This is a genomic window from Streptomyces sp. NPDC101219, assembly GCF_044767675.1.
Classification (GTDB): Bacteria; Actinomycetota; Actinomycetes; order Streptomycetales; family Streptomycetaceae; genus Streptomyces.
On sequence record NZ_JBIWOK010000002.1, the window covers coordinates 42,550 to 66,043 of the forward strand.

20 protein-coding genes and 1 pseudogene are annotated in these 23,494 nt (G+C 72.4%); 5 read left to right on the forward strand and 16 right to left on the reverse strand.

Going from position 1 to position 23,494, the window contains the following annotated elements:
• Positions 1-23 precede the first annotated feature (23 nt).
• From ACIRPP_RS03490 to ACIRPP_RS03560, 15 genes are all read right to left on the reverse strand, one after another.
• Complete coding sequence (locus ACIRPP_RS03490; protein ID WP_403637649.1) at positions 24-2,351, reverse strand: Tox-REase-5 domain-containing protein; 2,328 nt, start codon at positions 2,349-2,351, stop codon at positions 24-26.
• 118 nt (positions 2,352-2,469) lie between these two features.
• The gene (locus ACIRPP_RS03495; protein ID WP_403637651.1) at positions 2,470-3,120 is read right to left on the reverse strand and encodes an OmpA family protein; all 651 of its coding nucleotides are present in this window, start codon (positions 3,118-3,120) and stop codon (positions 2,470-2,472) included.
• A gap of 7 nt (positions 3,121-3,127) precedes the next feature.
• Positions 3,128-3,706, reverse strand: a complete 579-nt coding sequence (locus ACIRPP_RS03500) for a hypothetical protein (protein WP_164332863.1) — start codon at positions 3,704-3,706, stop codon at positions 3,128-3,130.
• A 33-nt stretch (positions 3,707-3,739) separates the two neighbouring features.
• Positions 3,740-4,339: a pilus assembly protein TadG-related protein gene (locus ACIRPP_RS03505; RefSeq protein WP_403637653.1), complete on the reverse strand. Its 600-nt coding sequence runs from the start codon at positions 4,337-4,339 to the stop codon at positions 3,740-3,742.
• Positions 4,339-4,536 (reverse strand): Flp family type IVb pilin, encoded by a 198-nt coding sequence (locus ACIRPP_RS03510; RefSeq protein ID WP_164332861.1) that lies wholly within the window; start codon positions 4,534-4,536, stop codon positions 4,339-4,341. The genes ACIRPP_RS03505 and ACIRPP_RS03510 overlap by 1 nt, the downstream gene beginning before the upstream one ends.
• A 160-nt stretch (positions 4,537-4,696) precedes the next feature.
• Positions 4,697-5,665 (reverse strand): response regulator, encoded by a 969-nt coding sequence (locus ACIRPP_RS03515; RefSeq protein ID WP_403637655.1) that lies wholly within the window; start codon positions 5,663-5,665, stop codon positions 4,697-4,699.
• Complete coding sequence (locus tag ACIRPP_RS03520) at positions 5,662-7,131, reverse strand: sensor histidine kinase (RefSeq protein WP_403637657.1); 1,470 nt, start codon at positions 7,129-7,131, stop codon at positions 5,662-5,664. The genes ACIRPP_RS03515 and ACIRPP_RS03520 overlap by 4 nt, the downstream gene beginning before the upstream one ends.
• A gap of 16 nt (positions 7,132-7,147) precedes the next feature.
• Positions 7,148-8,035, reverse strand: a complete 888-nt coding sequence (locus tag ACIRPP_RS03525; RefSeq protein ID WP_403637659.1) for a DUF5936 domain-containing protein — start codon at positions 8,033-8,035, stop codon at positions 7,148-7,150.
• A gap of 22 nt (positions 8,036-8,057) precedes the next feature.
• On the reverse strand, positions 8,058-9,002 hold the full coding sequence (locus ACIRPP_RS03530; RefSeq protein ID WP_403637661.1) for a type II secretion system F family protein: 945 nt from the start codon (positions 9,000-9,002) through the stop codon (positions 8,058-8,060).
• Positions 9,003-9,013: 11 nt separating this feature from the next.
• Complete coding sequence (locus tag ACIRPP_RS03535; protein ID WP_403637663.1) at positions 9,014-10,351, reverse strand: CpaF family protein; 1,338 nt, start codon at positions 10,349-10,351, stop codon at positions 9,014-9,016.
• A 51-nt stretch (positions 10,352-10,402) separates the two neighbouring features.
• Positions 10,403-10,774, reverse strand: a complete 372-nt coding sequence (locus ACIRPP_RS03540) for a TadE/TadG family type IV pilus assembly protein (protein ID WP_403637665.1) — start codon at positions 10,772-10,774, stop codon at positions 10,403-10,405.
• The gene (locus ACIRPP_RS03545; RefSeq protein ID WP_403637667.1) at positions 10,767-11,186 is read right to left on the reverse strand and encodes a pilus assembly protein; all 420 of its coding nucleotides are present in this window, start codon (positions 11,184-11,186) and stop codon (positions 10,767-10,769) included. Before ACIRPP_RS03545 ends, ACIRPP_RS03540 begins: the two co-directional genes overlap by 8 nt.
• The gene (locus tag ACIRPP_RS03550; protein WP_403637669.1) at positions 11,183-12,463 is read right to left on the reverse strand and encodes a CpaE family protein; all 1,281 of its coding nucleotides are present in this window, start codon (positions 12,461-12,463) and stop codon (positions 11,183-11,185) included. Before ACIRPP_RS03550 ends, ACIRPP_RS03545 begins: the two co-directional genes overlap by 4 nt.
• Positions 12,464-12,470: 7 nt before the next feature.
• Positions 12,471-13,178, reverse strand: coding sequence for a Flp pilus assembly protein CpaB (gene cpaB, locus ACIRPP_RS03555; RefSeq protein WP_164332852.1), 708 nt, complete (start codon positions 13,176-13,178; stop codon positions 12,471-12,473).
• 132 nt (positions 13,179-13,310) lie between these two features.
• Positions 13,311-14,165 (reverse strand): hypothetical protein, encoded by an 855-nt coding sequence (locus ACIRPP_RS03560; RefSeq protein WP_403638309.1) that lies wholly within the window; start codon positions 14,163-14,165, stop codon positions 13,311-13,313.
• A 451-nt stretch (positions 14,166-14,616) separates the two neighbouring features.
• Between ACIRPP_RS03560 and ACIRPP_RS03565 the strand changes: the two genes are divergently transcribed.
• Positions 14,617-16,329 (forward strand): chitinase, encoded by a 1,713-nt coding sequence (locus ACIRPP_RS03565; protein ID WP_403637671.1) that lies wholly within the window; start codon positions 14,617-14,619, stop codon positions 16,327-16,329.
• 134 nt (positions 16,330-16,463) lie between these two features.
• Here the strand turns inward: ACIRPP_RS03565 and ACIRPP_RS03570 are convergent, their stop codons facing one another.
• Entirely contained in the window at positions 16,464-18,758 is a 2,295-nt protein-coding gene (locus ACIRPP_RS03570; protein WP_403637673.1) for a peptidoglycan recognition protein, read from the reverse strand.
• Positions 18,759-18,954: 196 nt separating this feature from the next.
• Here ACIRPP_RS03570 and ACIRPP_RS03575 point away from each other — a divergent pair, with 196 nt between their 5' ends.
• From ACIRPP_RS03575 to ACIRPP_RS03590, 4 genes and pseudogenes are all read left to right on the forward strand, one after another.
• Positions 18,955-19,377, forward strand: coding sequence for a sigma factor (locus tag ACIRPP_RS03575; RefSeq protein WP_403637675.1), 423 nt, complete (start codon positions 18,955-18,957; stop codon positions 19,375-19,377).
• Positions 19,308-19,493, forward strand: a pseudogene (locus ACIRPP_RS03580) (hypothetical protein); the annotation flags it as partial. The gene ACIRPP_RS03575 and the pseudogene ACIRPP_RS03580, both read left to right, overlap by 70 nt.
• 184 nt (positions 19,494-19,677) lie before the next feature.
• Positions 19,678-21,021 carry a M14 family metallopeptidase gene (locus tag ACIRPP_RS03585; RefSeq protein WP_403637677.1) on the forward strand — a complete coding sequence of 448 codons (1,344 nt, stop codon included), beginning with the start codon at positions 19,678-19,680 and terminating at the stop codon, positions 21,019-21,021.
• Positions 21,022-21,215: 194 nt separating this feature from the next.
• Positions 21,216-23,483 carry a heavy metal translocating P-type ATPase gene (locus ACIRPP_RS03590; RefSeq protein ID WP_403637679.1) on the forward strand — a complete coding sequence of 756 codons (2,268 nt, stop codon included), beginning with the start codon at positions 21,216-21,218 and terminating at the stop codon, positions 23,481-23,483.
• The last annotated feature ends 11 nt before the right edge of the window (positions 23,484-23,494 follow it).

Below are 23,494 nucleotides of genomic sequence, written 5' to 3' on the forward strand. Positions count from 1 at the left end.
GCCCGGGTCGGTCGAACGCCCGGTCAGTCGAACGCCCCGGGTCGCCGCCCGCCGGCCACCGGCTCCGGCGCGCTGTGGACGACCTCGATGTCCAGCCCCGCCTCCTCGAAGGCGTCCCGGGCCGCGTCGGCCACCTCCTCGTTCGAGAAGTGCCACTCGACGTCGTGACCGCGCGCCGCCTCGGTCTGCCGGCGCGCCTCGGCCAGCAGGCGCTCCCTGCCGGACGGGGTGAGCTCGGTGCGGTCCGCGGTCAGGAAGCTGTCGTAGCCGTTCTTGGCCTCCAGGAACGTCCCGCGCGAGGAGTCCCAGCCGTCGAACTCCACGTCCGGCACGTCGGGATCGGTGTGCGGGACCACGTACTCGTAGCCGCGCTCGGTGCCGGTGACCTGCTCCTGGTAGCGCAGCCAGGACTCGTTCCTCCAGTTGGGTGCCGGATTGCGGTCCCGGCTCGCCCAGAAGCCGTCGCCGCCGTCGGCGTCGCCGTAGGTGCGCGCCCTCAGGTCCGCCGCCCAGTCCGGCGGGTTGTAGTTGCGCGGGTCGGCGGTGTCGCCGTGCCGGGGGCCGGGCCACTCCTTCTTCTGCGCCAGGGCCTGCTCGGCACGGCCCGGTTCCTCGGCACGCTTGCGCTCCAGGTACGCCGCCCGCGCGTGCTCGCGGGCCCGGCGCGCCTCTTCCTTCGCCTCCTCGTCGCAACCGCCCCCGGTGGCCAGGACGACGTGCGGCCCGTCGGCCAGGACGGTGGTGCCCGTACCGGACCCGCCGAGGAGACCGGGCCCGGACCGCGGGACGCCCCCGTTCCCGCCCCCATAAGGGACGCTGCGCGGCGGTGCGGAGATCGCGCAGCCGGTCCGGCGGGCGGCGTCCTCTGCCTCGTCCGCCGCCTCGTCGGCGCGCCGTGCCGCGTCCTCCAGGGAGTCCAGGTCACCCGCGTCGGCTGCGCGCCGCGCGTCCTGGGCTGCCTCGGCCGCGTTGTCGGTGAGGCGGCTCAGCCTGCCGAGGGTCCCCACCTTCTCGACGATCTTGGCTTCGCCGTAGCCGGGGATGAACAAGGACCCGACGTTCCACAGCACCGTGGTGACGGCGCGGGTGCCGTTGCCGCTGTTCCACTGGTCGGCCACGTCGTCGCCGATGAACGCGTCGTAGAGGACCGTCCCGCCCGTGCTCAGCGAGGCGCCGCCCCAGCCGAGGAGCGCGCCGAGATGATCGCCGTCGTCCCACTGGTCCCGGGCGCCGGCGGAGTCGCTCCACCAGTCGCTGCCGAGGGAACTGCCGTAGTCCATCAGGCCGTTCCAGGTCTCGACCGGGCTGGTGACGACGTCCCACATCCCGGTGAGGTCGCCCCACACGCCGTCGACGAACAGGCCCCCGCCGAACTGCCCGAGCTGGTCCCCGGCGCACCCGAAGAACGCCCCGACGCCGGAGAAACAGCCTTCGCCGTCCCCGTCGGTGTCGGTGCCTTCGGTGGCTTCGGTGTCTTCGGCTGCGGTGGTCGGGTCCTCGTACGGGGGTTCGTCGATCTCGTCCCGGGCGGCGACGGGGTCGGCCGGGTCCAGGGGGGCGGTGGGGTCGGTGGGATCGGCTGGTTGGGCCGGTTGGGCCGGGTCGGTGCGGGTGGGGGGTTCGTCGGCGGGGCCGCCGGGGTTGCCTCCTGTGTCCCGGCCCGCGCCGCCGGTGTCGTCGGCGCCACCCCCCGCGGACACGTCGCCCGCCCCGGTGCCGGGTGCCGGGCAGGCCGTGCCGGTGACGCGGCAGACCTCCGCCTGGATGCCGGACAGGATCTGTGCGCCCAGACCGCTGACGACCAGTGCGAGGACGATCGCGGCGACGACCGTGATCAGCCCCGCGTACTCCACCGCCGTCTGGCCCTCGTCCCGCCGGCCCCAGCGGATCATGCGGCGCAGGGAGAACGGGCGACGGACCGCGCGCTCGGAGCCGGCCGACCGGTACCAGTCCCGGCTCTCGCGCCGGGCCAGGAGGCACAGGACCAGGACCGGCAGGAGGAGCTGCACCACGCCCTTGAGCGACCCGCCCGCGAGGTTCGCGACCGCTCCCAGGACGAGCCACACCTGCACCGCCGCCAACGCCGCCAGGACGCGTGGCCCGCCGTCGTGGCGGGTGCGCTGGGCCAGCCACCAGCCGAGGACGCCCGGGGCGGCGGCGTAGGCGGTCAGGGCGAGGACGCCCCCGTCGAGGGCGTCGTACGCGCTCGCGGTGAGCAGCAGCCCGAGGCCGCCCACCACGGTGACGGCGAACAGCGCGTGGACGAGGAACAGGGCCGCGGCGAGCGGCCTGGGCAGTCCCCGGCGCCCCGCGTCCACCGCCGGTCCCGCCGCTCCCCCCGCCGCCGCCATGCCCACTCCCCCTCACCTCCCGCCGGGAGGACGCGTTCATGTCAGGGGAGCGTAGGGAGGGGACGGCGGGGCGGCATGGGCCCGAGGGCCCAAAGGGGAGCCCAAAGCGGCGCTGTGGCTACGACCCGTTCTCCGAGCGCGGGAAGGACACCTCGACCCTCCGGTTCTTCTTGCGGCCGGCCTCCGTCGAGTTGTCGGCGATGGGGTACTGCTCGCCGTAACCACGCACCTCGTAGGTGACGTCGGAGTCGTTCAGCTCCTGCCCCAGGACGCTCTGCACGGCGTTCGCCCGCTTGCGGGACAGCACATCGCCGTGCGCGGACGAACCGAGGTTGTCCGTGAAGCCGAAGACACGGATCTTCGTCGCGTTCTGCGCCTTGATCTCCTGCGCGATCGTGGAGATGCGGGACTTGGCCTGTGCGCTGAGCTTCGCGCTGTCCTTGGGGAACAGGACCTCGGCCTGGAGCGCGAACTTCACGTCGGAGTTGGTGTCCTCGCGACGCTCGTCACCGCTCTGGTCTTCGACGACCTGCTTGATGTCGAGGACCTTGGGCTCCGCCAGGGTGGCGCCGTCGGGGAGCTTCAGGTCGGGGTCGTTGGGGTCCAGCTCCACGGGCGCGGAGGCGGTGGCTTCGGTGCCCGGGGGGACGCTGGGGGCGTCGTCGGCCAGGGCGGGAGGACCGCCCAGCACGCTGGCCACAACCAGCGTCGCAGCGGCCGTGACCGCAGCGGAGAACCGCGCGCGCGTCACGGTAGGAGTCGTCGTCATGCCGACCTCACCCGGCGATCTCGATGACACCAGCCGAGAACATGGGCAGCTGGAACGTCAACTCGGTCGTCTCTGCGGGGGGCGCCGGGAACTGCATGAAGACGGGCAAGGTCTCACCCGCCTTCAGATTCGGAAAGTTGGTAGTGGTCAGAGGCCGTCCATCCGTGTCCCGCAGCACGTAGTAGCGCTTCTTGCCCTTGGAATCCACCAGAGTGGCACCGCCGAGCGACCTGCCGTTCCGAATGATTTCCGTCTCGTTTCCGCTCAGCTGAGCGGGCACCACGGCGACCTTGCTGCCATCATTCTTCAACTCGCCACTGACGGTGAGAAAGCCGCCCGAGTCAGTCTCCGTACCAGTGATCCGCAGCATGAGCCCGGAAGGGCCCTTCAACTCAGCGAGGGGCTCCGACGACTGCCCCTCTTGCGGGCTCGGGGCGGATCCACCCCCCTTGGAAGCAGAGGCCGAGGATTCCCGCTTACCGTCATCCCCCCCGCCACTGCACGCAGCTGCCCCCAAGGACAGTCCAGCCGCAAGGGCCAGCGCGACCATCCCCCTGCAGGCCCGCCTCGTCAACTGATTGCTCATACCTCTGCTTCCTCTTCGCTCGTCGCTCGTCTGTCAGTCGGCCAGGTGGACATCGAAGAGGTCCTCGGGCTGCGGAAGCAGCTCCCTGGGGTCCTTCGGATCCAATGTCCATGTCGTGCCTTCGCACTTGAGTGACGGCAGAGCGTCCTCCTCAGCGCCCTCAGGCAGGGGATCGAATGTGCAGCGGGAGTCGATCACGGCAGTAGCTGACTCACGGGATCGGTAGTCCTCGGTGCCCGGCACGATGGACTCACCCACGGTCTGGTTCGTCTCTACCTCGACCATGTAGTCCAGAAGCCCTTCCGATGTGCAACTCAAGACTGTCGCGTCGTTCTGCGCCGCGAGTTGCTCCGCGCGGGCACACGACAGCCCGAATCCTTCGGCTTCACCGTTGAAGATGCCCATCCATGCTGCCGGGTCCTCGAGATGGGTCACCCACGCATCCGTGAGCGCGTCCCGTCGGTCCTGCGCTGCCGCTAATGCTGCAGCGTCTGCCGCGGTCTGCGCATCGTTCCGGTTCGCCGCGGCCTGGCCGACCGCAAAGTACGCGAACGCGAGGAAGAGCAGGCCCCCCACTACAACGATGTAGATGGGGAAAGCCTGCCCTGCGTCGCCGAAACTACGGGGCCTCATCAGCCTCCGGTGACCTCCGCGATTTGCTCGGTGATCGCGGTGTAGATCGACTGTCCGATGTCCGTCCCCGTGATGGCCAGCACGATCGCCACGACCACCGCGATGATGCCCAGGTACTCCACCGCCGTCTGGCCCTTGTCGTTGCGGGCCGTGCGGGACTGGAGGTACCTGACCGTGGTGTTGATCCAGTTGCTCATGGTGTTCCCCTCCGGCTGACGCGATGGCGGCCCCCGGTGCGGGGCCGCGTTCGACATGAGCAACGTACGGCGGATTTCCGGATGCGCCAGAGGGCCCCTGGGCCCAAATGCGGGCCCAATCACGGATGCTGCGCCTCTTCTCCCCTGTCCTCACCGCAGGTCACCCCACCCCTCGGTCCGTGCCGGGTGCCGTGCCGAGCCACTTCGCGGCGGCCTCGGAGCGGCTGGTGCTGTGGAGCTTGGCGAAGATGCGGTTGATGTGGTTCTTGACCGTCTTCTCGCTGATGAAGCAGGCGGCGGCGATCTGCTGGTTGTTCATGCCGGACGCGATGAGGTCCATGATCTCCGCCTCCCTTGCGCTCAGTCGGTACCTCGACCTGTCGGGAGCGGCCGGGCGGCCGCTTGTCCACCCAGACGACGACTGTGCCACATCCGGTTGCAGTTGCGAAAGGTTTTCCGCAGAAGTAGGTGGGGGTGGAGCCGGCGGAAGGCCGAACGGCCGCCACCAACGCTCCCCTTGAGGGTGACCGGCCGATTCTCCCGATGTTCCCTCCCCATGTGCGATCGCACTCGTCGCCCCCAGCCCGTCCGGCAGGGCAACGTTCGCCGTCGCCGTCTCCCGCAGCTGCGCCAGCAGTGCCCCCGCCGCCGTCGGCGTGAAGTGCGGGCGGCCGGCCCTGATGTCCCGGACGGCGGTGACCAGTTGGTCGGCGGTGAACTCGCCGTGGACGAGGTAGCCGCCCGCTCCCCGGCGCAGTGCCTCCTGGACGATCTCCGACTCCCTGCTGTAGGTGAGCATCACGACCGGGGCGATGCCGACCAGGTACGGGAGGGCGGAGATGCCGTCGACTCCGGGCATGCGGACGTCGAGGAGGACCACGTCGGGGCGGTGGGCGTGGGCGGCTTCGCAGGCTTCGTGGCCGTCGGCGGCCTGTGCCACGACGCTGATGTCGTCGCGGCCGGAGAGCAGGGCGGTCAGTCCGGCCCGGACCACGGGGTTGTCGTCGGCGACGACGATCCGGAGGGTGGCGGGCGGGGGAGGGACGGTCCGGAAGGGGCTGGGCGGCGGTTGCACGGTGCGGCCTCCTCTGCGGGGGTGGGGGGTCCGGGGCGGCGCGGGCGCGGTCATCGGGTCGTCGCCTCCCGGGGGCCGGCCGTCAGGGCGGCCAGGGGGAGCTCGACGCGGACTTCCGTGCCGTGGGTGCGGGTGCCGCGGCCGATGCGGATGCGGGCGCCGACGGAGGCGGCGCGTTCGACCATGCCGATGAGGCCGAAGTGGCCGGTACGGCGGAGCTGTTCGAGGTCGGTGCCGGGCGGGAGGCCGCGGCCGTCGTCGTGGACGCTGATGCGGAGCAGGCCGCCCTGGACGCCCGCGAGGACCTCGACCCGGGTGGCGCCGGCGTGGCGGTGGGCGTTCTCCAGGGCCTCCGCGACGATGGTGAGGAGCTGTCGGGCGACGGCCGGGGGGACGGGCGGGGCGGCGGGGCCGCCCGTGGGCCGGCAGGTGGCGGTCAGTCCGGTCCGGGCGTGGAAGTCGTGGGTGCGGGCGGCGAGTTCGGCCAGGACGTCGGTGCCGTGGCCGGGGTCGGACTCGCGGCGCAGGTCGGCGAGGAGTTCGCGGGATTCGGCGGCGGCGCGGCGGGCGGACCGGGCGACGAGTGCGGACTGCTGCCGGACGCGGGCGGCGTCGATGTCCGGGGCGGCGGCCGAGCGGGTGAGGCCGTCGGCGGCGAGGGCCACGCCGTGCAGGGTCTTGGCGACGGAGTCGTGCATCTCCCTGGCGAGGCGGGCCCGTTCGGCGCTGACCGCTTCGGTGACGGCGAGGCGGGCCCGCATCTCGGTGAGGGCGCGGGTGGCCTGGGTGAAGCGGAGCATGAGCTGGCGCAGGGAGGATCCGGCGGCGCCCGCGACGACGCACAGGCCGGGCAGGAGCAGGGCTTCCGCGGGGCCGGTGTGGGGGTTGTCCAGGGTGGCGTGGACGAGGAGGAGGACGAGGCCCTGGAGGGAGGCGAAGACGGCGGCGGCGCGCCAGCCGTAGATCAGGCCGGCCAGGAACGGGGTGCAGACGCTGACGTAGGCGAGGGTGGAGCCGGGGCCGGCGGAGACCAGGAGCAGGGCGCCGAAGAGGGTGTCCAGGGCGAGCAGGGTGGGGTGGCGCAGCAGGAGGGGGCCGAAGCGTTCCCAGTCGCGGAAGAGGGCGTAGGACGCCATGAAGGTGACGACGACGGCGCCGGCGACCAGGCGGGTGCCCCAGCCGGGGGCGGCGTTGAGGAGGGCGGCGGGGGCGGCGAGGGCGATCATGGCCAGGCGGAAGCCGAAGACCTGGCGGCACAGGGCCTGGAGGGCGTTGATCTGGAGGTCGACGGTCGGGGCGGGCCCGGCGTCGGACGGAGACCGGCGTGCGGGGGGCGGCTGCTGGGCGGGGGCGGGTCCGGGGGCGGGCCGGGGCAGTCGCGGGGTCGCCGAGGTGACCGGGACGTCGGGGGCGCCGGTGCGGGCGTGGTCGGGGAGGACCGTGCCCGCGGGCGGGGTGGTGATCTCGGCGGAGCGGGGGCGGCGGCGCAGGCAGGCCGCTCGTTCCCTGGTCGTCGTCATGGCACCGGCCCCTTTCCTACTCGCCCGTGAGGGAGCCGAAGTCGGTGCCGGAGCCGAGGAGCAGGCCGGCGCCGAGGAGGATCATGGTGGCCGGGACCATGAACGTGGTGATCATCATGGTGGCCTTGGGCACCGCGCGGGCGGCCTTGCGGCGGGCGTTCTGCGCGTCGGTGCGGCGCATGTCCTTGGCGAGGGACACCAGCGTGTCGACGATGGGCGCGCCGAGTTCCTCGCCCTGCTGGAGAGCGGTGACGAACATCGCGACCTGTTCGGAGTCGTTGCGGCGGCGCAGTTCGGCGAAGGCCTGGCGGCGGCTCATGCCGAGGTCCATCTGGCGCAGGGTGATGCGCAGTTCGTCGGCCCAGGGTCCCTCGTAGCGGGAGGAGACGCGGTCGAGGGCCTGGCGGAAGCCGAGTCCGGCGCTCACCACGACCGCCAGCACGTCGAGGAAGTCGGGCAGGGTGCGTTCGATGACGTCCTTGCGGATGCGGATCGCCGACCAGATGCCGACCTCGGTCCAGAACGCGCCGAAGGCGAGCAGCAGCAGCGCCACGAAGGGCTGGCCGCGCAGCAGGAAGACCAGGAAGCCGGTGAGGCCGAGGGCGCCGTAGACGGCGCGGCGGGCGGCGTAGCGGTCGATGGTGAGGCCGCCGGGGTTGCCGGCGAGGTCGATCTTCCGGCGGTACCTGGCGACCTGCTTGGGCCCCATGAGGCGCAGCACGGCGGGGGCGTAGCGCATGCCCATGCGGTCGACGAGGGAGTCGACGGCGCCGGTGCGGGTGGCGCCGACCTCCAGGGCGAGGACGAGGTCGCCGGGCAGTTTGGCCTCGGCGCGGTACATGCGGACGCCGGCGAAGACGCCCCAGACGCCGAGGCCCATGAGGAGGGCGAGCAGCAGTGCCATGTCGGTCAGCCTCCTTCGGCGCTCAGACGTCGATGCGGGACAGGCGGCGGATGAGGACGAAGCCGACGGCGTACAGCCCGAAGGCGACGATCACCGCCGTCTGGCCCACCGGGGAGCCGGTCATGCGTTCCAGGGCGCCGTCCTTCACGCCGTTCATCAGGAACAACGAGCCGATGCCCAGGGCGGGAACGGCGTAGGAGGTCATGCTCACCTGGGACAGCTGGGTGCGGACCTCGCGCCGGGTCTCCTTGCGTTCCTCCAGGGTCTCGGTGAGGTTGCGCAGGGCGCTCACCACCTGGCCGCCCGCGCGGTGGGACAGGACGAGGGTGGTGACGAGGACGACGAGTTCGCGGGAGGGGAGCCGGTCGGCGAGTTCGCCGAGGGCGTCGTCCATGGAGGCGCCCATGGCGAGCTGGTCGGCGACCTTGGCGAGTTCCTCGCCGGCCGGGGCCTCCAGTTCCTCGGCGGCCATGCCGATGGCGGTGCGCAGGGCGAGGCCGGCCTGGGTGGCGTTGGCGAGGATGCGGGCGAGTTCGGGAAGCTGGTTGATGAACTTCTCGATGCGTTTCTGGCGTTGCCAGGTGAGGAACTGCAGGGCCGCCCAGACGCCGACGAGTCCGGCGAGCGGGCCGAAGAAGGGCGCGAGGGTGGCCTGGCCGACGAGCCAGAGTCCGGCGACGGTGGCGAGCATGGCGGCGGTGAACTCGCCGGGGGTGATGTCCAGGCCGGTGGCGAGCAGGCGCAGTTCCAGCCTGCGGCCGAGCCGGGTGCGGCGCAGGCGCCGGTCGAGGGTGGGGAAGTGGCGCCGGCGGCCGGGCAGGGGGATCTGTCCGGTGGCCGAGAGCCGGTCCACCAGGGCCTGCCGCTGTGCCCTGCCGGTGGCGTAGGAGTGCACGCCGACGACCGCGAGGACGCAGGTCAGCAGGGCGACGCCGGTGGTCAGCGTGATCAGGTTCTGCAGATCCATGGGGGCGGTTCCTACCTGGCTTCTCGGGTGGCGAGCTGGTCGGCGTGCTGGGCCACGCCGAAGGCCTGTGGGAGGGGCTGGCCGGCCATGTAGAGGCGTTCGGCGGTGCGGCGCGGGAGCGGGTAGTGGCCGTAGGTGCCGTGGATGCGGCCGTCGTTCGTCATCGGCTGCGCGTTGAAGCGGGCCACGGTGGCCAGCCGGTACGGTTCGCCGCCGTGGCTCTCCAGGAGGGCGATCTCGGTGATGCGGCGGGCGCCGTCGGCGAAGCGGGTGAGCTGGACGAGGACGTCGACGGCGCTGTTGATCTGGTCGTGCAGGGCCACGAAGGGGATCTCGACGTCGGACATGGAGGCGAGGGTCTGCAGGCGGGTGAGGGCGTCCTCGGCGCTGTTGGCGTGGACGGTGGCGAGGGAGCCGTCGTGGCCGGTGGACATCGCCTGGAGCATGTCGAGGGACTCGCCGCCGCGGACCTCGCCGACGACGATGCGGTCGGGGCGCATGCGCAGCGAGTTGCGCACCAGGTCGCGGATGGTGACCCGGCCCTTGCCCTCGACGTTGGGCGGGCGGGACTCCAGGCGGATGACGTGGGGCTGCTGGAGCTGGAGTTCGGCGGAGTCCTCGATGGTGATGATGCGTTCGCCCTCCGGGATGAGGCCGGACAGGGCGTTGAGGAGGGTCGTCTTGCCGGTGCCGGTGGCGCCGGACACGATGATGTTGAACCGTGCCTGCACCAGCCCGGCGAGCAGGTACAGCATGTGCTCGTCGAGCGAGCCGAGGCCGATGAGTTCGTGCAGGGTGAAGGAGCGCGGGAAGCGGCGGATGGTGAGGACGGCGCCGGTCAGCGACAGGGGCGGGATGATGACGTTGACGCGTTCGCCGGACGGCAGGCGGGCGTCGACCATCGGGTTGGACTCGTCCACGCGGCGGTTGACGGTGGACACGATGCGTTCGATCGTCTGCATGAGCTGGTCGTGGGAGGCGAAGCGCAGGGGCAGCTGCTCGACCCGGCCGGCCCGCTCGACGAAGACCGCGTCGGGCCCGTTGACCATGATCTCGGTGATGGAGGCGTCCTCCAGGAGGGGTTCCAGGATGCCGAGTCCGAGGGCCTCGTCGACGACCCGGCGGATCAGCTGGGAGCGCTCCACCGTCGACAGTACGGGGCCCTCGCGGCTGATGATGTGCCCGAGGACCCGCTCCAGCCGCGCCCGGCGGTCGGGGGTGGCCAGCGAGCTCATCTCCGCGAGGTCGATCTCCTCCAGGAGCTTGGCCCGGTAGGAGGCGACCAGGTGGCCGTCCTCGCCCCGGTTGCCGGTCTCCTCGGGGGAGTTGATGCGTGCCCGCAGACTCATGGGGCCGGTGCTCCGTCCTGTTCGTGGGGGTCGGTGGCGCGTTCCCGCTCGTCAGCGGTCCCTCGGCATGGTGGCGGTGCGGCGGGCGGGGTCGAAGTTCCAGCCGGGGACGATCGACGGGATCTCGACCGTGGCGGTGATGGTGACCTCGTCACCGCCGCCGCCCCCTGGCCCGCAGTCCGTGCCGTCCGCCAGCCAGGAGCTGACCGCGGCCGTGCAGGCCGTCTGGGCGTCCCGGTCGAGGGAGGCGCTGCGCGCCCCGGCGCGGGCGGCGGTGCCGGCCTGCTGGGCGGTGTAGGCGACCAGTCCGAGCTGGACGGCGGCCATGGCGACGATGATCAGTACGGGCAGGAAGCCGAGGTATTCGAGGGCCACCTGGCCCCGGTCGCGGCGCGTGCGCCGGGCGTACGGTGTGTCAGTCACCGGTGTCCTCCTCGACCGCGCCCGCGTGTCCCGTCACCTCGAAGGGGAAGGAGGCCGTGCCCGGGAAGAGGATGGGCACGTTCAGCTTCACTTCGGCGGTGACGATGCCGCCGCCCCCGCCGCAGGTCACCGACGCTCCGCCGCGCCACGCGCCGGGCAGTTTGTCCAGTCCGGCCTCCTCGCAGGGGCCGCCGCGGGCGCCCGGGGCGGTGGCGGTCGCCGCGCGGACCGCCTCGTCGGCCGCGTTCCCGGCGAGCGTGAAGGTGTAGCCGACCAGGACGAGCTGCCAGAGCACCACCAGCGTGACCAGGATGGCCGGGAGCATGCCGAGGAACTCGATGGTGACCTGGCCCCGGTCCGCCGTGCGGCGGCCGGTTTGGTGACGTGCCCGCGGTGACGCCCGCATCCTCATCCCCCTTGTCCCGCCTGCTTCCCCGGTGTGCCGTGCTCCTTGCGTCGGCGGAAGCCGACCGCGCCGCGGTCGCCGCGCAGCCGGCCCGCCCGGTGGGCGCCCTCGGTGGGCCTGACCAGGCCGAGTTCGCCGGCCAGCCCCCACAGAGCCTGTTTGACGGCGCTCCTGGCCTCCAGTTCGTGCACGCGTCCGGCGTCCACGACGCCCTGCAGTTCCTTGAAGTGGGCGGGTACCGCGGTGGCGGCGACGGCGGTGCCGGTGATCCGCTGGATGAGCGCGGGCTGGATCTCCGTGCTGCGGGTGTGCCGGTTGACGACGACCGTGGTCTCCTCCGCCTTGCGGATCTGCAGCCGGTCCCACATGCGGACGGCCCGTTTGGCGCCGCGGACGGCGATCACGTCCGGGGTGGTGACGAGCAGCGCGGTGTCGGCCATCTCGACGGCGGCGGCGCCCGCGCCGCCGAGCTGGGCGCCGCAGTCGATGACGACGATCTCGTAGCGGGAGCGCAGGGCGCTGACGATCTGGCGGGTGGCCCGGTCGGTGACGTCCTCGCCGCGTTCGCCCTCGGCGGGGGCGAGCAGCAGGGCGACGCCGGTGTCGTGGCGGAAGACGGCGTCGGCGAGGACGCGGGGCGAGATGTCGGTGATGCCGGCGAGGTCGACGACGGAGCGGCGGAACTGGACGTCCAGGTAGGAGGCGATGTCGCCGGTCTGGAGGTCCATGTCGACCAGAGCGGTGCTGCGGCCCGACGCCTGGGCGGCGAGGGCGAGCTGGACCGCGGTCAGGGTGGTGCCGACGCCTCCTTTCGCGCCGCTGACGGTGACGACCCGCCCGCCGACGCCGGTGAACACGTCGACGCCCGCGCCGAGGTGACGGCGGACACCGGTGGACCACTGGGCGACGGCCTGGACCCGGCTGGCGAGTTCCTCGTAGCCGAGCGGGAGGGCGACCAGGCCGCGGGCGCCGTAGTCCATGGCGGCCTGGAAGAGGCCGGGGCTCGCGTCGGAGGTGACCAGGATGACGCCCACCGCGGGGAAGCGCAGGGCGACTTCGCGGATCAGCTCCAGCGCGGGGACGGGGCCGATCCGCTCGTGCACGACCACGACCTCGGGCAGTTCGTCGACGGATTCGGCGGCCAGGCGCGCGAGGGTGTCGACGAGCTGGGTGGAGTCGGCCACCGGGGCCACCGGTTCGGCGTCCGGGAGCTGGCTGAGCAGTGTGGTGAGGGAACGGACCGCGTCCGCGTCGCCGACTGCCGGGAGGATCCTCGTGGGCATGCGGCTCTCACTTGTCCTTCGCGAGTTCGTACGTCCGGTCCTTCTCGGGCACGGTGGTGTCGCCGCCGGGGGCGACCAGCGCGAGACGGACCCGCTGGGCGAACGACTCGGCGTAGGTGATGCGCTGGGCGTCGATGGCGGACAGGGCGAAGGTGATCGGGACGGCGTCGGTGGGACGGCGGCGCCGGTCGTCCCCGTCGGGTTCGAGGGCGGTGATCCGGCCCACGTCGAGGACCTTGGCGTTGGTGACGATGATCTTCGACTGGGCGGGGTCGCCCTCGCGTTCGCCGTCGAAGGTGGCGTAGACGTTCACCGCGGAGCCGGGGGTGATCTTGCCGGCCACGCCGGTCGCCGCGTCGATCATGATGGCGACCTCCTGCTGCCCGGGCTGGAGGGCGGGCTGGTCCACGATCATGTCGGTCTGCAGCAGGGAGCCCTTGCGCAGGGTGGTCACGGCGATCTTGCCGCGGATGTCGCCGAGATCGGTGACGGCGTTCTCCGACAGCCACCGCTCGGGCATCCGGATCTTCTCGAACTGGCCCGTACTGAGCGCGGTGTAGGGCGGGACGTCGGACGTCAGCCGGTAGGCGGTGACCTCGGGGCCGACCTTCGACTTCACGTCGTTGATGACGGAGAGGACGCCGGCGAAGGCACCGAGGGCGCACAGGACCGACAGGAGCAGGAGTATCACGCCGCGGCGCTGACGGGAGTTCATGAACCGTGCAACCTCATTGGGGGTGAGCGGTCGGGCGGGACCGGATGCGGTGGTCGGTCGGGGGACGGCGGGGCCGGCCGGGCGGGGCGGTGTGCGCGGGCCGGGCGCGCGGGGCGGGTGCGCGGGCCGGGCTCATGGGCGCTGGGCGAGGGCCCGCCCGGCGGCGTGGCTCCCCGGCGGGCCGTCGTGGGCGGGTGGAGTGGCCGAACAGAACACACAGCGGTCGCCGATGACGTCGATGCCGCACCAGTGGCAGGTGCCGCGCCGCACGGACGTGACCAGCTGGTAGAGGACGGACAGGTCGGGCAGGAAGGTGCAGAACTCGATCAGCCTGCCGGTGCCCCACCAGCCCGGGGAGCCGGCGGGCAGCGCCGTCTCGTGCAGTCCCTGCACCCGCCAGGCGGGGGCGAGGGTGGCGGTGACCCAGTCGGACGGGAGCTGCCCCTTGGCGGTGAGCATCCAGGTGTCGAACTCGGGGCCGTCCAGGGCGGCTTCCGGGCCGAGCCGGACGAGTTGCGGCTGGGGGTGGGCGAGGACGGCGAACTGGGTGCCGGGCATCCAGGACCTGGCGTGCTGCTTGAGGTCGACGGGGACGCGGTCCAGGCGGGCGACCGAGCCCAGCAGGGCCCCGGCGTGCAGATAGTGGACGAGGAGGCGGCCGGCCGAGGCGAGCACCCCGGGGCCGAGGTCGCAGGAGGCGAGCTGGCGCAGCTGCCGGGCCAGGACGGCCACGGCGAGGGGTGGCAGGTCGGGCTGGAAGAGGGCGATGCGGTCGCTCTCCAGCAGGGAGCGCAGGGTGTGCAGCCGTCGCCGGACCCGGGTGGGCGCGGCCTGCGGGCACACGACGATGACATGTCCGTGGTGCTCGACGAGCAGCTGTAACTCGCCGAGGAGCTCGTCGAGCGGCCGGGTGTCGAGGTCCCGGAGCACCACGGCGGGCAGCGTGCGGTCGTCGTGTGGCGGCAGTGCCAGGTCGGCACTGGTCACGGCAATGGCGGTTGGCACGCGCAGCTCCCCGTTCTCCCCATGCCCGTCGGCCCATCGGGGGTTACTCCGATGCACCCTGGTGACTTCACTGCGTGACTACCTCAGCACTGTAACCACGGTGCTGTGACCGGAGAACAGCGTTTGGTCAGCTGAACGGCAACTTGTGCCGCACAAGCCGCGCCAAACCGGGGCAGGCTGAGCATCTCGCCGGTGCGGATTCCGACCGTGCGGGGGCGCGGTCCGTGGCCGAACCGGGCCGGATGCGACAGGAATTCGGCGCCCGAGTGGCTCCGGACCCATTGACAAGGCGATTGGTCTGGACCAACTTGTAGCTCCAGTACGAACGGTGGCCACCGTCGCTGTCCCTCCCCCCACTCCGTCCTCTCCTGCTTCTTCCCCCTCCCCCGGACTTCCCTCTTCTCCCCTCCCCCACTCCCCACCGGAGGCCCCAGTGGACCGCGCACCACGCAGCACCCGACGCAGCAGACGCATCTGGGCGGGAGCCGTCGTCTCCGCCCTCGCCCTCACCTTCGCGGGCGTGGGCGCGGGCCAGGCGTCGGCGGCCGACGTGAACAACGCCCGCAACGCCGGGTTCGAGGCGGGTCTGAGCAACTGGACCTGTTCCGCGAACAGCGGCACCACCGTCTCCTCGCCCGTGCACGGCGGCACGGCCGCGCTCAAGGCGACCCCGGCCGGACAGGACAACGCCCGCTGCACCCAGACCGTCCCGGTGAAGCCGAACTCCACCTACCGGCTGAGCGGTTGGGTGCGGGGCGGGTACGCCTACCTCGGCGTGACCGGCACCGGCACCACGGACGTGTCCACCTGGACCCCGGACTCCGCCGCCTGGAAGCAGCTGTCCACCAGCTTCACCACCGGCTCCGGCACCACCTCGGTGACGGTGTACACCCACGGCTGGTACGGCCAGCAGCCGTACTACGCCGACGACCTGTCCGTCTTCGGCCCCGACGGGGGCGGCGGCGACGGTGAACCCGAGCCCACCGTGCCCGGCACCCCCGGCGGCCTGGCCGTCTCGGGCACCACGGCCTCCTCGGTGTCGCTGTCCTGGAACACGGTGTCGGGCGCGACCGGCTACACCCTCTACCGCGACGGCACGAAGGTGACGGCGGTGTCGGGCACCTCGGCGACCGTGACCGGGCTGGCCGCCTCGACGTCGTACTCCTTCCAGGTCGCGGCGAGCAACGCGGCCGGCGAGTCCCCGAAGTCCGCGGCGGTCACGGCCCGCACCAAGGACCAGGACGGCGGCGGGGGCGGTGACCTGCCCCGGCACGCGGTGACCGGCTACTGGCAGAACTTCGACAACGGCGCCGCCGTGCAGCGCATCTCCGACGTGCAGGACCAGTACGACATCATCGCGGTCGCCTTCGCGGACGCCACGGGCACGCCCGGCGCCGTCACCTTCAACCTGGACACGGCCGGCCTGAACGGCTACACCGTCGCCCAGTTCAAGGCCGACGTCCGCGCCAAGCAGGCCGCGGGCAAGAAGGTCATCATCTCGGTCGGCGGCGAGAAGGGCACCGTGTCGGTCAACGACGCGGCCTCGGCGACGAACTTCGCGAACTCGGTGTACGCGGTGATGCAGGAGTACGGCTTCGACGGCGTCGACATCGACCTGGAGAACGGCCTCAACGCCACCTACATGACCCAGGCGCTGCGGGCGCTGTCCGCGAAGGCGGGCCCGTCGATGATCCTCACCATGGCCCCGCAGACCATCGACATGCAGTCGACGTCCAACGCCTACTTCCGGACCGCGCTGAACGTGAAGGACATCCTCACGGTCGTCAACATGCAGTACTACAACAGCGGTTCCATGCTGGGCTGCGACGGCAAGGTCTACCACCAGGGCTCGGTGGACTTCCTGACCGCGCTGGCCTGCATCCAGCTGGAGAACGGCCTCGACCCGTCCCAGGTGGGCCTCGGCCTCCCGGCCTCCACCCGGGGAGCGGGCAGCGGCTACGTCTCCCCGTCCGTCGTCAACAACGCCCTCGACTGCCTGACCCGGGGCACGAACTGCGGCACCTTCAAGCCGTCGAAGACGTACCCGGGCCTGCGCGGTGCGATGACCTGGTCCACCAACTGGGACGCCACCGCGGGCAACGCCTGGTCCGACGCCGTCGGACCGCACGTCCACGCGCTGCCGTAACTCCCCGGCCGCTCGCACCCGGAGGCGCCGGCGCCCCCGTCCGGCCCGCCGGACAACGGCCCGCGCCCCCGTCCACCGTGCTGTGGACGGGGGCGCGGGGACGTGCGGCCCGGGCAGATCCTCCCCGGGCACCCCTACTTGAGGTGGACGAGACCGTCCGTGGTGACGGCCGGGCGCCCCTTGGTGCCCACGACGACGATCTTGACCGTGTGCTTGGCGCTCGCGCTCCAGGTCTTGGTCCAGATCGCCTGGCGGTACTTCACCGAGGACGACTTCAGGTCCACGGTGGTGACCTTCTTGCCGTCGACGTAGATGTGCGCCTGTCCCGATGTGGCCGCCCGGGAGACCGTCCAGGCGACGGCGCGTCCGGTGAACGTCCAGGTCAGGGCAGCACCCTTGGTGGAGCTGGTGTACGACTTGCCGCCGAGATAGTTGCCGGAGGACTTGACCGTCCACTTCCCGGACCTGGTGGCGGAGGTCTCCTGCAGGATCACCGGGGTCCCTGCGACGGAGGAGGTGGCGGTGTTGCCCGCCCGGTCGTAGGCCCTCATGGTCCAGGTCGTGGCGATGCCGGACCTGGCCGTGTGGGAGGCGCCGGTGACGGTGGGCCCGTACGTCTTCGCCACCGGGGCGGTGAGCCGGACCTCCTTCAGCGCGACACCGTCCGTGGCCTTCCAGTTCAGGGTGACGGGAACGGCGGTGGTGTTCACCGTGCCCGTTCGCAGGGACAGTTTCGGCTTGGTGGTGAAGAGTGGGGCGGTCGTCTCGGCGACGACGGTCACGGCGGGCGTGGTGGCTGTCCTCCCGGACTGGTGCACGGCCCGGACGGCGACACCGTGGGTGCCGACCGGGAGCGTCGCCTTGGCGGAGGTGGCGGTGCCGGCCGCGGTGGCGGTGACCTTGCCGCCCACCAGGATCTCGTACCGGGAGACGAGCGCGGCCGGGGTCGTGGCCGACCAGCTCACCGTGACCGCGCCCTTGGTGTAGTGGGTCGTGCCCGACGCCCCGGCACCGGTGACCGACTTCAGAGTGAGGCCGGAGACCGGGCCGCCGGCCCAGGAGCGGACGGTGGCGAGCCGGTTCTGGAAGGCGTCGCCGGGGCACTGCGTGTTGTAGCCGTCGCGGTGCCCGTGGATCACGGGCAGCGTCAGCCGGGCGCCCTTGGCCCAGGTCCGGCCGGTGTAGCTGCGGCCGCTGTCGCCGGCGGTGAGGACAGCACTGCCGGTGGGGTCGACGCCGTACTGGCCCAGTTTCCACGCGGCGATCCGCGCGACGGAGGTCAGGGCCGCCTGGGAGGGCGCGGTCGAGGTGTAGGTGCCCAGCACGGAGATGCCGGTGGTCTCGGCGTTGAAACCGTAGGCGTGGGCACCCATCACCGGGCGGTCCACCCCACCCTTGCGGCCCTCGTAGACCGTGCCGCACTTGTCGACGAGGAAGTTGTAGCCGAGGTCTTTCCAGCCGAGCTGCTTGACGTGGTACGCGTATATGCCGCGCACCACGGCCGGGCCCTGGGCGCAGGTGTATTCGTTGGACTCGGCGGTGTGGTGGATCACCACCGCCTTGATCCGCCCGCCGGGCAGGTAGCCGGGCTCCTCGGGGCTGATCGACTCGTCCGCGCCCCAGTCGGCGCGAGCGGTGACCGGCGGGCGCGGCGCGCTGGAGGGCGGCGCCGGCGGCACGCTCACCGACGGGGCCGGGGAGGTGGCGGGCGCGGAGGGGCCGGCCGGGGCCGTCGTGGAGGGCTGCTCCGGTACGGCGGGGGCGGAGGTGTCCGGCGAGGCGGCGGGCGGTTCGTGGGTGGGCTCCTGTGGAACGGTCTCGTCCGGCTGGGGTGGCGCGCCGTCGTCCGTTTCCTCGCCGGTGCCCGGCCCGGGAGGCGTGGCGGTGGGCGTCGGGCCGTCCTCGGCGACGTAGGCCGCCGGTTCCAGGGCGGTGACCTCGCCGCTGCCGGGGTCGACCATGTCCAGCCGCAGCCCCTCGGGCAGCCGTGCGGTGCCCTTGCCGTCGACCCGTACCTCGACGCCGTCGGACGGGCCCACCCAGGCGGGCTCGGTGCCGCCGCGCAGGGCACCGCCCTCCCCCTGGCCGCTGTCGCCGTCGAGCCGGAGCCAGGCGGACCAGGTCCGGGTACCGGCCCGGCGGGTCCGGACCTCGACGGTGCCGCCGACCCGGGCCGAGGGGTCGGCCCAGGTCACGCCGAGCATGCTGAACGGGCGCGTGTCCCGCTGGGCCAGGGCCGCGGTGGTGCCGTCCTCGGAGACCCGGAGCGCGGAGGTCTCCGCCCTGCTGGTGACGGGCCCCGGCTTCCCGTCGCCGGAGGTGGTGGTGTCCTCCGGTTGTCCCGGCAGGCCTTGCAGGAGGAGTGCTCCCGAGAGGCCGACGGCGGCGGCAACGGCGGCCGTCCTCCAGACGTGACGTGATGTGCGCATGCCTGTTCGCGAGTCCTTCATGAGACGGGAGGGGAAGACGGTGCCAGGGAGACTCGTGTAACTGGCAAAAGGTTGTACGACGCGGTTTCGGGGCCTGACACCTCCTCGCAGGGCCGCGGGACGCGCGTGAAACATATCCGCGTCCCACCGATCAATGAGGTGAGAGCGGCGGGGGCGAGCCCGAGGGGGCGTACGGATGGGGTGGGGCGGTTCGGTGGACGGCTACGGGGATTTCGCGACCGCGCGGGCCGGGCATCTGTACCGGTCGGCGTGCCTGCTCACCGCCGGGGACACCCATCTCGCCGAGGACCTCGTGCAGGAGACCCTCGGCCGGGTCTACGTCCGCCGGGGGCGGGTGTCCCGGGCGGACAACCCGGCCGGGTACGCGCAGACCGTGCTCACCCGCGCGTACCTCGCCCACCAGCGGCGGCGCAGCAGCACGGAGCGGTCGACCGCCGTGTTCCCCGAGCTGCCGGCGTCCGGCGCCGACGACCCGTCCCTGCGGCTCACCCTGCTCGACGCCCTCGCCCGGCTGCCCGCGAAGGACGGGAGAAGGGCGCGGAGGGTGTCGTCATGTGGACCGTCGACACCCTGCGGACGGACGGCGGCCGGGTCGTGATCAGCGCATTCAACTCGGGCTCCCAGCACGAGAACGCCACCCGCGACACCCCCGCCCTGACGATGCAGGAGCTCCGGGCGATCGCCCTGGCCCCGGAGTGGGACGCGCTGCTGTGAACGTCCGGCCGCCGGCCCCGTCCTGAGGTTCCGCCAGGAACCGGCGGCGGCCCCTCACCCGGCGGCCGGCGGGGCTGTCGCCCCGCACCCACCTTCTTGACCTGATCATGTCATACCCCGACCATGAGCCCACCGCACCACGCACGTCGTCATGAACCACCCCCACCTCCCACGAGGAGACTTCATGCGACTTCGCCCCCGCGGCAGACGCCCCGGCGTGCTCGCCGCCCTGATCGCTCTCGCCGTCGCGGCCCCCCTGTCGCTGTCGGCACCCGAGGCCGGCGCCGACAGCGCGAAGGCCCCGCCGGCCGCCCCGTCCGCCGACGACATCCGCCAGTACGAGATCCACCGGCACACCACCCCGCTGACCCGTACGGAGATCCAGCGGGCCGGGGTCAGCGTGGACGAGGCCGACGAGGAGACCGTCGTGGTCTCCGGGCGCGCCGACCAGATCCGCGCCCTGCGCCGACAGGGCTACGACGTCACGCCGCTGGGCGCCGCCCCCGACCGGTCGTCCGGCTCGGACGGCGTGCGGCTGTACGACTTCCCGTCGGCCGACTCCCGCTACCACAACTACACCGAGATGAACGCGGAGATCGACCAGCGGCTGGCCGCGTACCCGGGCATCATGAGCAAACGCGTGATCGGCACGTCCTACCAGGGCCGCGACATCGTCGCGATCAAGATCAGCGACAACGTGGCCACGGACGAGGACGAGCCCGAGGTGCTGTTCACCCACCACCAGCACGCCCGCGAGCACCTGACCGTCGAGATGGCCCTGTACCTGTTGCGGGAGCTCGGCGCGGGCTACGGCAGCGACTCCCGGATCACGAACCTGGTGAACAACCGCGAGATCTGGATCGTCCCCGACCTGAACCCGGACGGCGGCGAGTACGACATCGCCACCGGCTCCTACCGCTCCTGGCGCAAGAACCGGCAGCCCAACTCCGGTTCGTCGGCCGTCGGCACGGACCTGAACCGCAACTGGGACTACCGCTGGGGCTGCTGCGGCGGCTCCTCCGGCAGCAAGTCCTCCGAGACGTACCGGGGTTCGGCACCGGAGTCGGCACCCGAGGTGAAGGTCGTCGCGGACTTCGTGCGCAGCCGGGTCGTGGGCGGCGAGCAGCAGATCACGGCCGGGATCGACTTCCACACGTACAGCGAGCTGGTGCTGTGGCCGTTCGGCTACACCTACTCCGACACCACCACCGGGATGACGGCGGACGACCACGCCGCCTTCCGGACCGTCGGACAGAAGATGGCCGCGAGCAACGGCTACACCCCGCAGCAGTCCAGTGACCTCTACATCACGGACGGGTCGATCGACGACTACCTGTGGGGCGCGCACAAGATCTTCGGCTACACCTTCGAGATGTATCCGCGGTCCTCGTGGAGCGGCGGCTTCTATCCGCCCGACGAGGTCATCGAGCGGGAGACGTCCAGGAACCGGGACGCGGTGCTCCAGCTGCTGGAGAACGCGGACTGCATGTACCGCTCGATCGGCAAGGAGGCGCAGTACTGCAGCTGACGCCGGCAGCGCCTCCCTCAGCCGTCGGGGCCTCTCCTCACCGAGGAGGGGCCCCTTCGCCGTGCGGGCGCCGGGGCCCGCGCCGGCCGGCCGTTGTCGCATACCCCCAGGGGGTATAAGGTGGGGAGTAGAATACCCCCAAGGGGTACTCCAACCGCACGCACCGCCCCGACCCACCAGCAGGAGCAGCAGCGATGGCCACCACCGTCCCGGACCAGGCCGAGGTCGAACTCGCGATCGGCGGCATGACCTGTGCCTCGTGCGCCGCCCGCGTGGAGAAGAAGCTCAACCGGATGGACGGCGTCACCGCCACCGTCAACTACGCCACTGAGAAGGCCAAGGTCACCTACGCCGGCGACGTCGCCGTCGCGGACCTGATCGCCACGGTCGAGGCCACCGGCTACACCGCCCGCGAGCCCCGCCCGGAACCGGTGCACGAGCCGGGCGGCGGCGACGGCGGCTCCGGCGAGGACGACGGCGGGCCGGACGAGCTGCGGCCCCTGCGGGAGCGGCTGATCACCGCCGTGGTGCTGAGCGTGCCGGTGATCGTGCTGGCGATGGTGCCGGCCTGGCAGTTCGAGTACTGGCAGTGGCTGTCCCTGACCCTGGCCGCCCCGGTCGTCACCTACGCCGCCTGGCCCTTCCACCGCGCCGCCTTCACCAACGCCCGGCACGGCGCGGCCACCATGGACACCCTGGTCTCGATCGGTGTCTCGGCGGCCTTCCTGTGGTCGGTGTGGGCGCTGTTCTTCGGCACCGCCGGCACGCCCGGCATGACCCACCCCTTCGAGCTGACCATCGCCCGCAGCGACGGCGCCGCCAACATCTATCTGGAGGCCGCCGCCGGGGTGACCGCGTTCATTCTGGCCGGCCGCTACTTCGAGGCCCGTTCCAAGCGCCGCGCCGGGGCCGCCCTGCGGGCGCTGATGGAGCTGGGCGCCAAGGACGTCACCGTGCTGCGCGACGGCCGGGAGGAACAGATCCCGGTCGGGCAGCTCGCCGTGGGCGACCGCTTCCTGGTCCGGCCCGGCGAGAAGATCGCCACCGACGGCACGGTCACCGAGGGCACCTCCGCACTCGACGCGTCCATGCTGACCGGCGAGTCCGTCCCGGTCGAGGTCACCGTCGGGGACACCGTCACCGGCGCCACCGTCAACGCCGGCGGGCGGCTGGTCGTCGAGGCCACCCGGGTCGGCGCCGACACCCAGCTCGCCCGGATGGCGAAGCTGGTCGAGGACGCGCAGAACGGCAAGGCGGCGGCCCAGCGGCTCGCCGACCGCATCTCCGCCGTCTTCGTCCCGGTCGTCATCGCACTGGCCCTGGGCACCCTCGGGTTCTGGCTGGGCAACGGGGCGGGACCGGCCGCCGCGTTCACCGCCGCCGTCGCCGTCCTGATCATCGCCTGCCCCTGCGCCCTCGGCCTGGCCACCCCGACCGCGCTGATGGTCGGCACCGGGCGGGGCGCCCAGCTCGGCATCCTCATCAAGGGCCCGGAGGTCCTGGAGAGCACCCGCGCCGTCGACACCGTTGTCCTCGACAAGACCGGCACCGTCACCACCGGCCGGATGACCCTGCTGGCCGTGCACACCGCCGACGGCACCGACGAGAAGGACGTGCTGCGCCTCGCGGGCGCCCTGGAGCACGCCTCCGAGCACCCGATCGCCCGGGCCGTGTCCGCGGGCGCGGCCGAGCGGGTCGGCACCCTGCCCGCCACGGAGGACTTCCGCAACGTGCCCGGTCTCGGGGTGCAGGGCGTCGTCGAGGGACACGCGGTCCTCGTCGGCCGCGAGAAGCTGCTGCGCGAGTGGTCCCTGGAACTGCCCGAGGCGCTGGCCCGCGCCAAGGCGGACGCCGAGGCCGCCGGGCGCACCGCGATCACGGTCGCCTGGGACGGCGAGGCCCGCGCGGTCCTGGAGGTCGCCGACGCGGTGAAGGACACCAGCGCGGAGGCCATCGCCCGGCTGCGCGCACTCGGCCTGACGCCGATCCTCCTGACCGGGGACAACGAGGCGGTGGCCCGGACGGTGGCGGCGGAGGTCGGCATCGACGAGGTGATCGCCGAGGTCATGCCGGAGGACAAGGTGGCCGTCGTCCAGCGGCTCCAGGACGAGGGCCGCTCGGTGGCCATGGTCGGCGACGGCGTCAACGACGCGGCGGCCCTCGCCCGCGCCGACCTCGGGCTGGCCATGGGCACCGGCACCGACGTGGCGATCGAGGCCGGCGACCTGACCCTGGTCCGCGGCGACCTGCGGGTGGCCGCCGACGCGATCCGCCTGGCCCGCAGGACCCTGGGGACCATCAAGGCCAACCTGTTCTGGGCCTTCGCCTACAACGTCGCGGCGCTGCCGCTGGCCGCGGCGGGGCTGCTCAACCCGATGATCGCCGGGGCCGCGATGGCGTTCTCCTCGGTCTTCGTCGTCGGCAACAGCCTGCGGCTGCGGGGCTTCAAGCCCCTGAGCTGAACGGAAGCCCC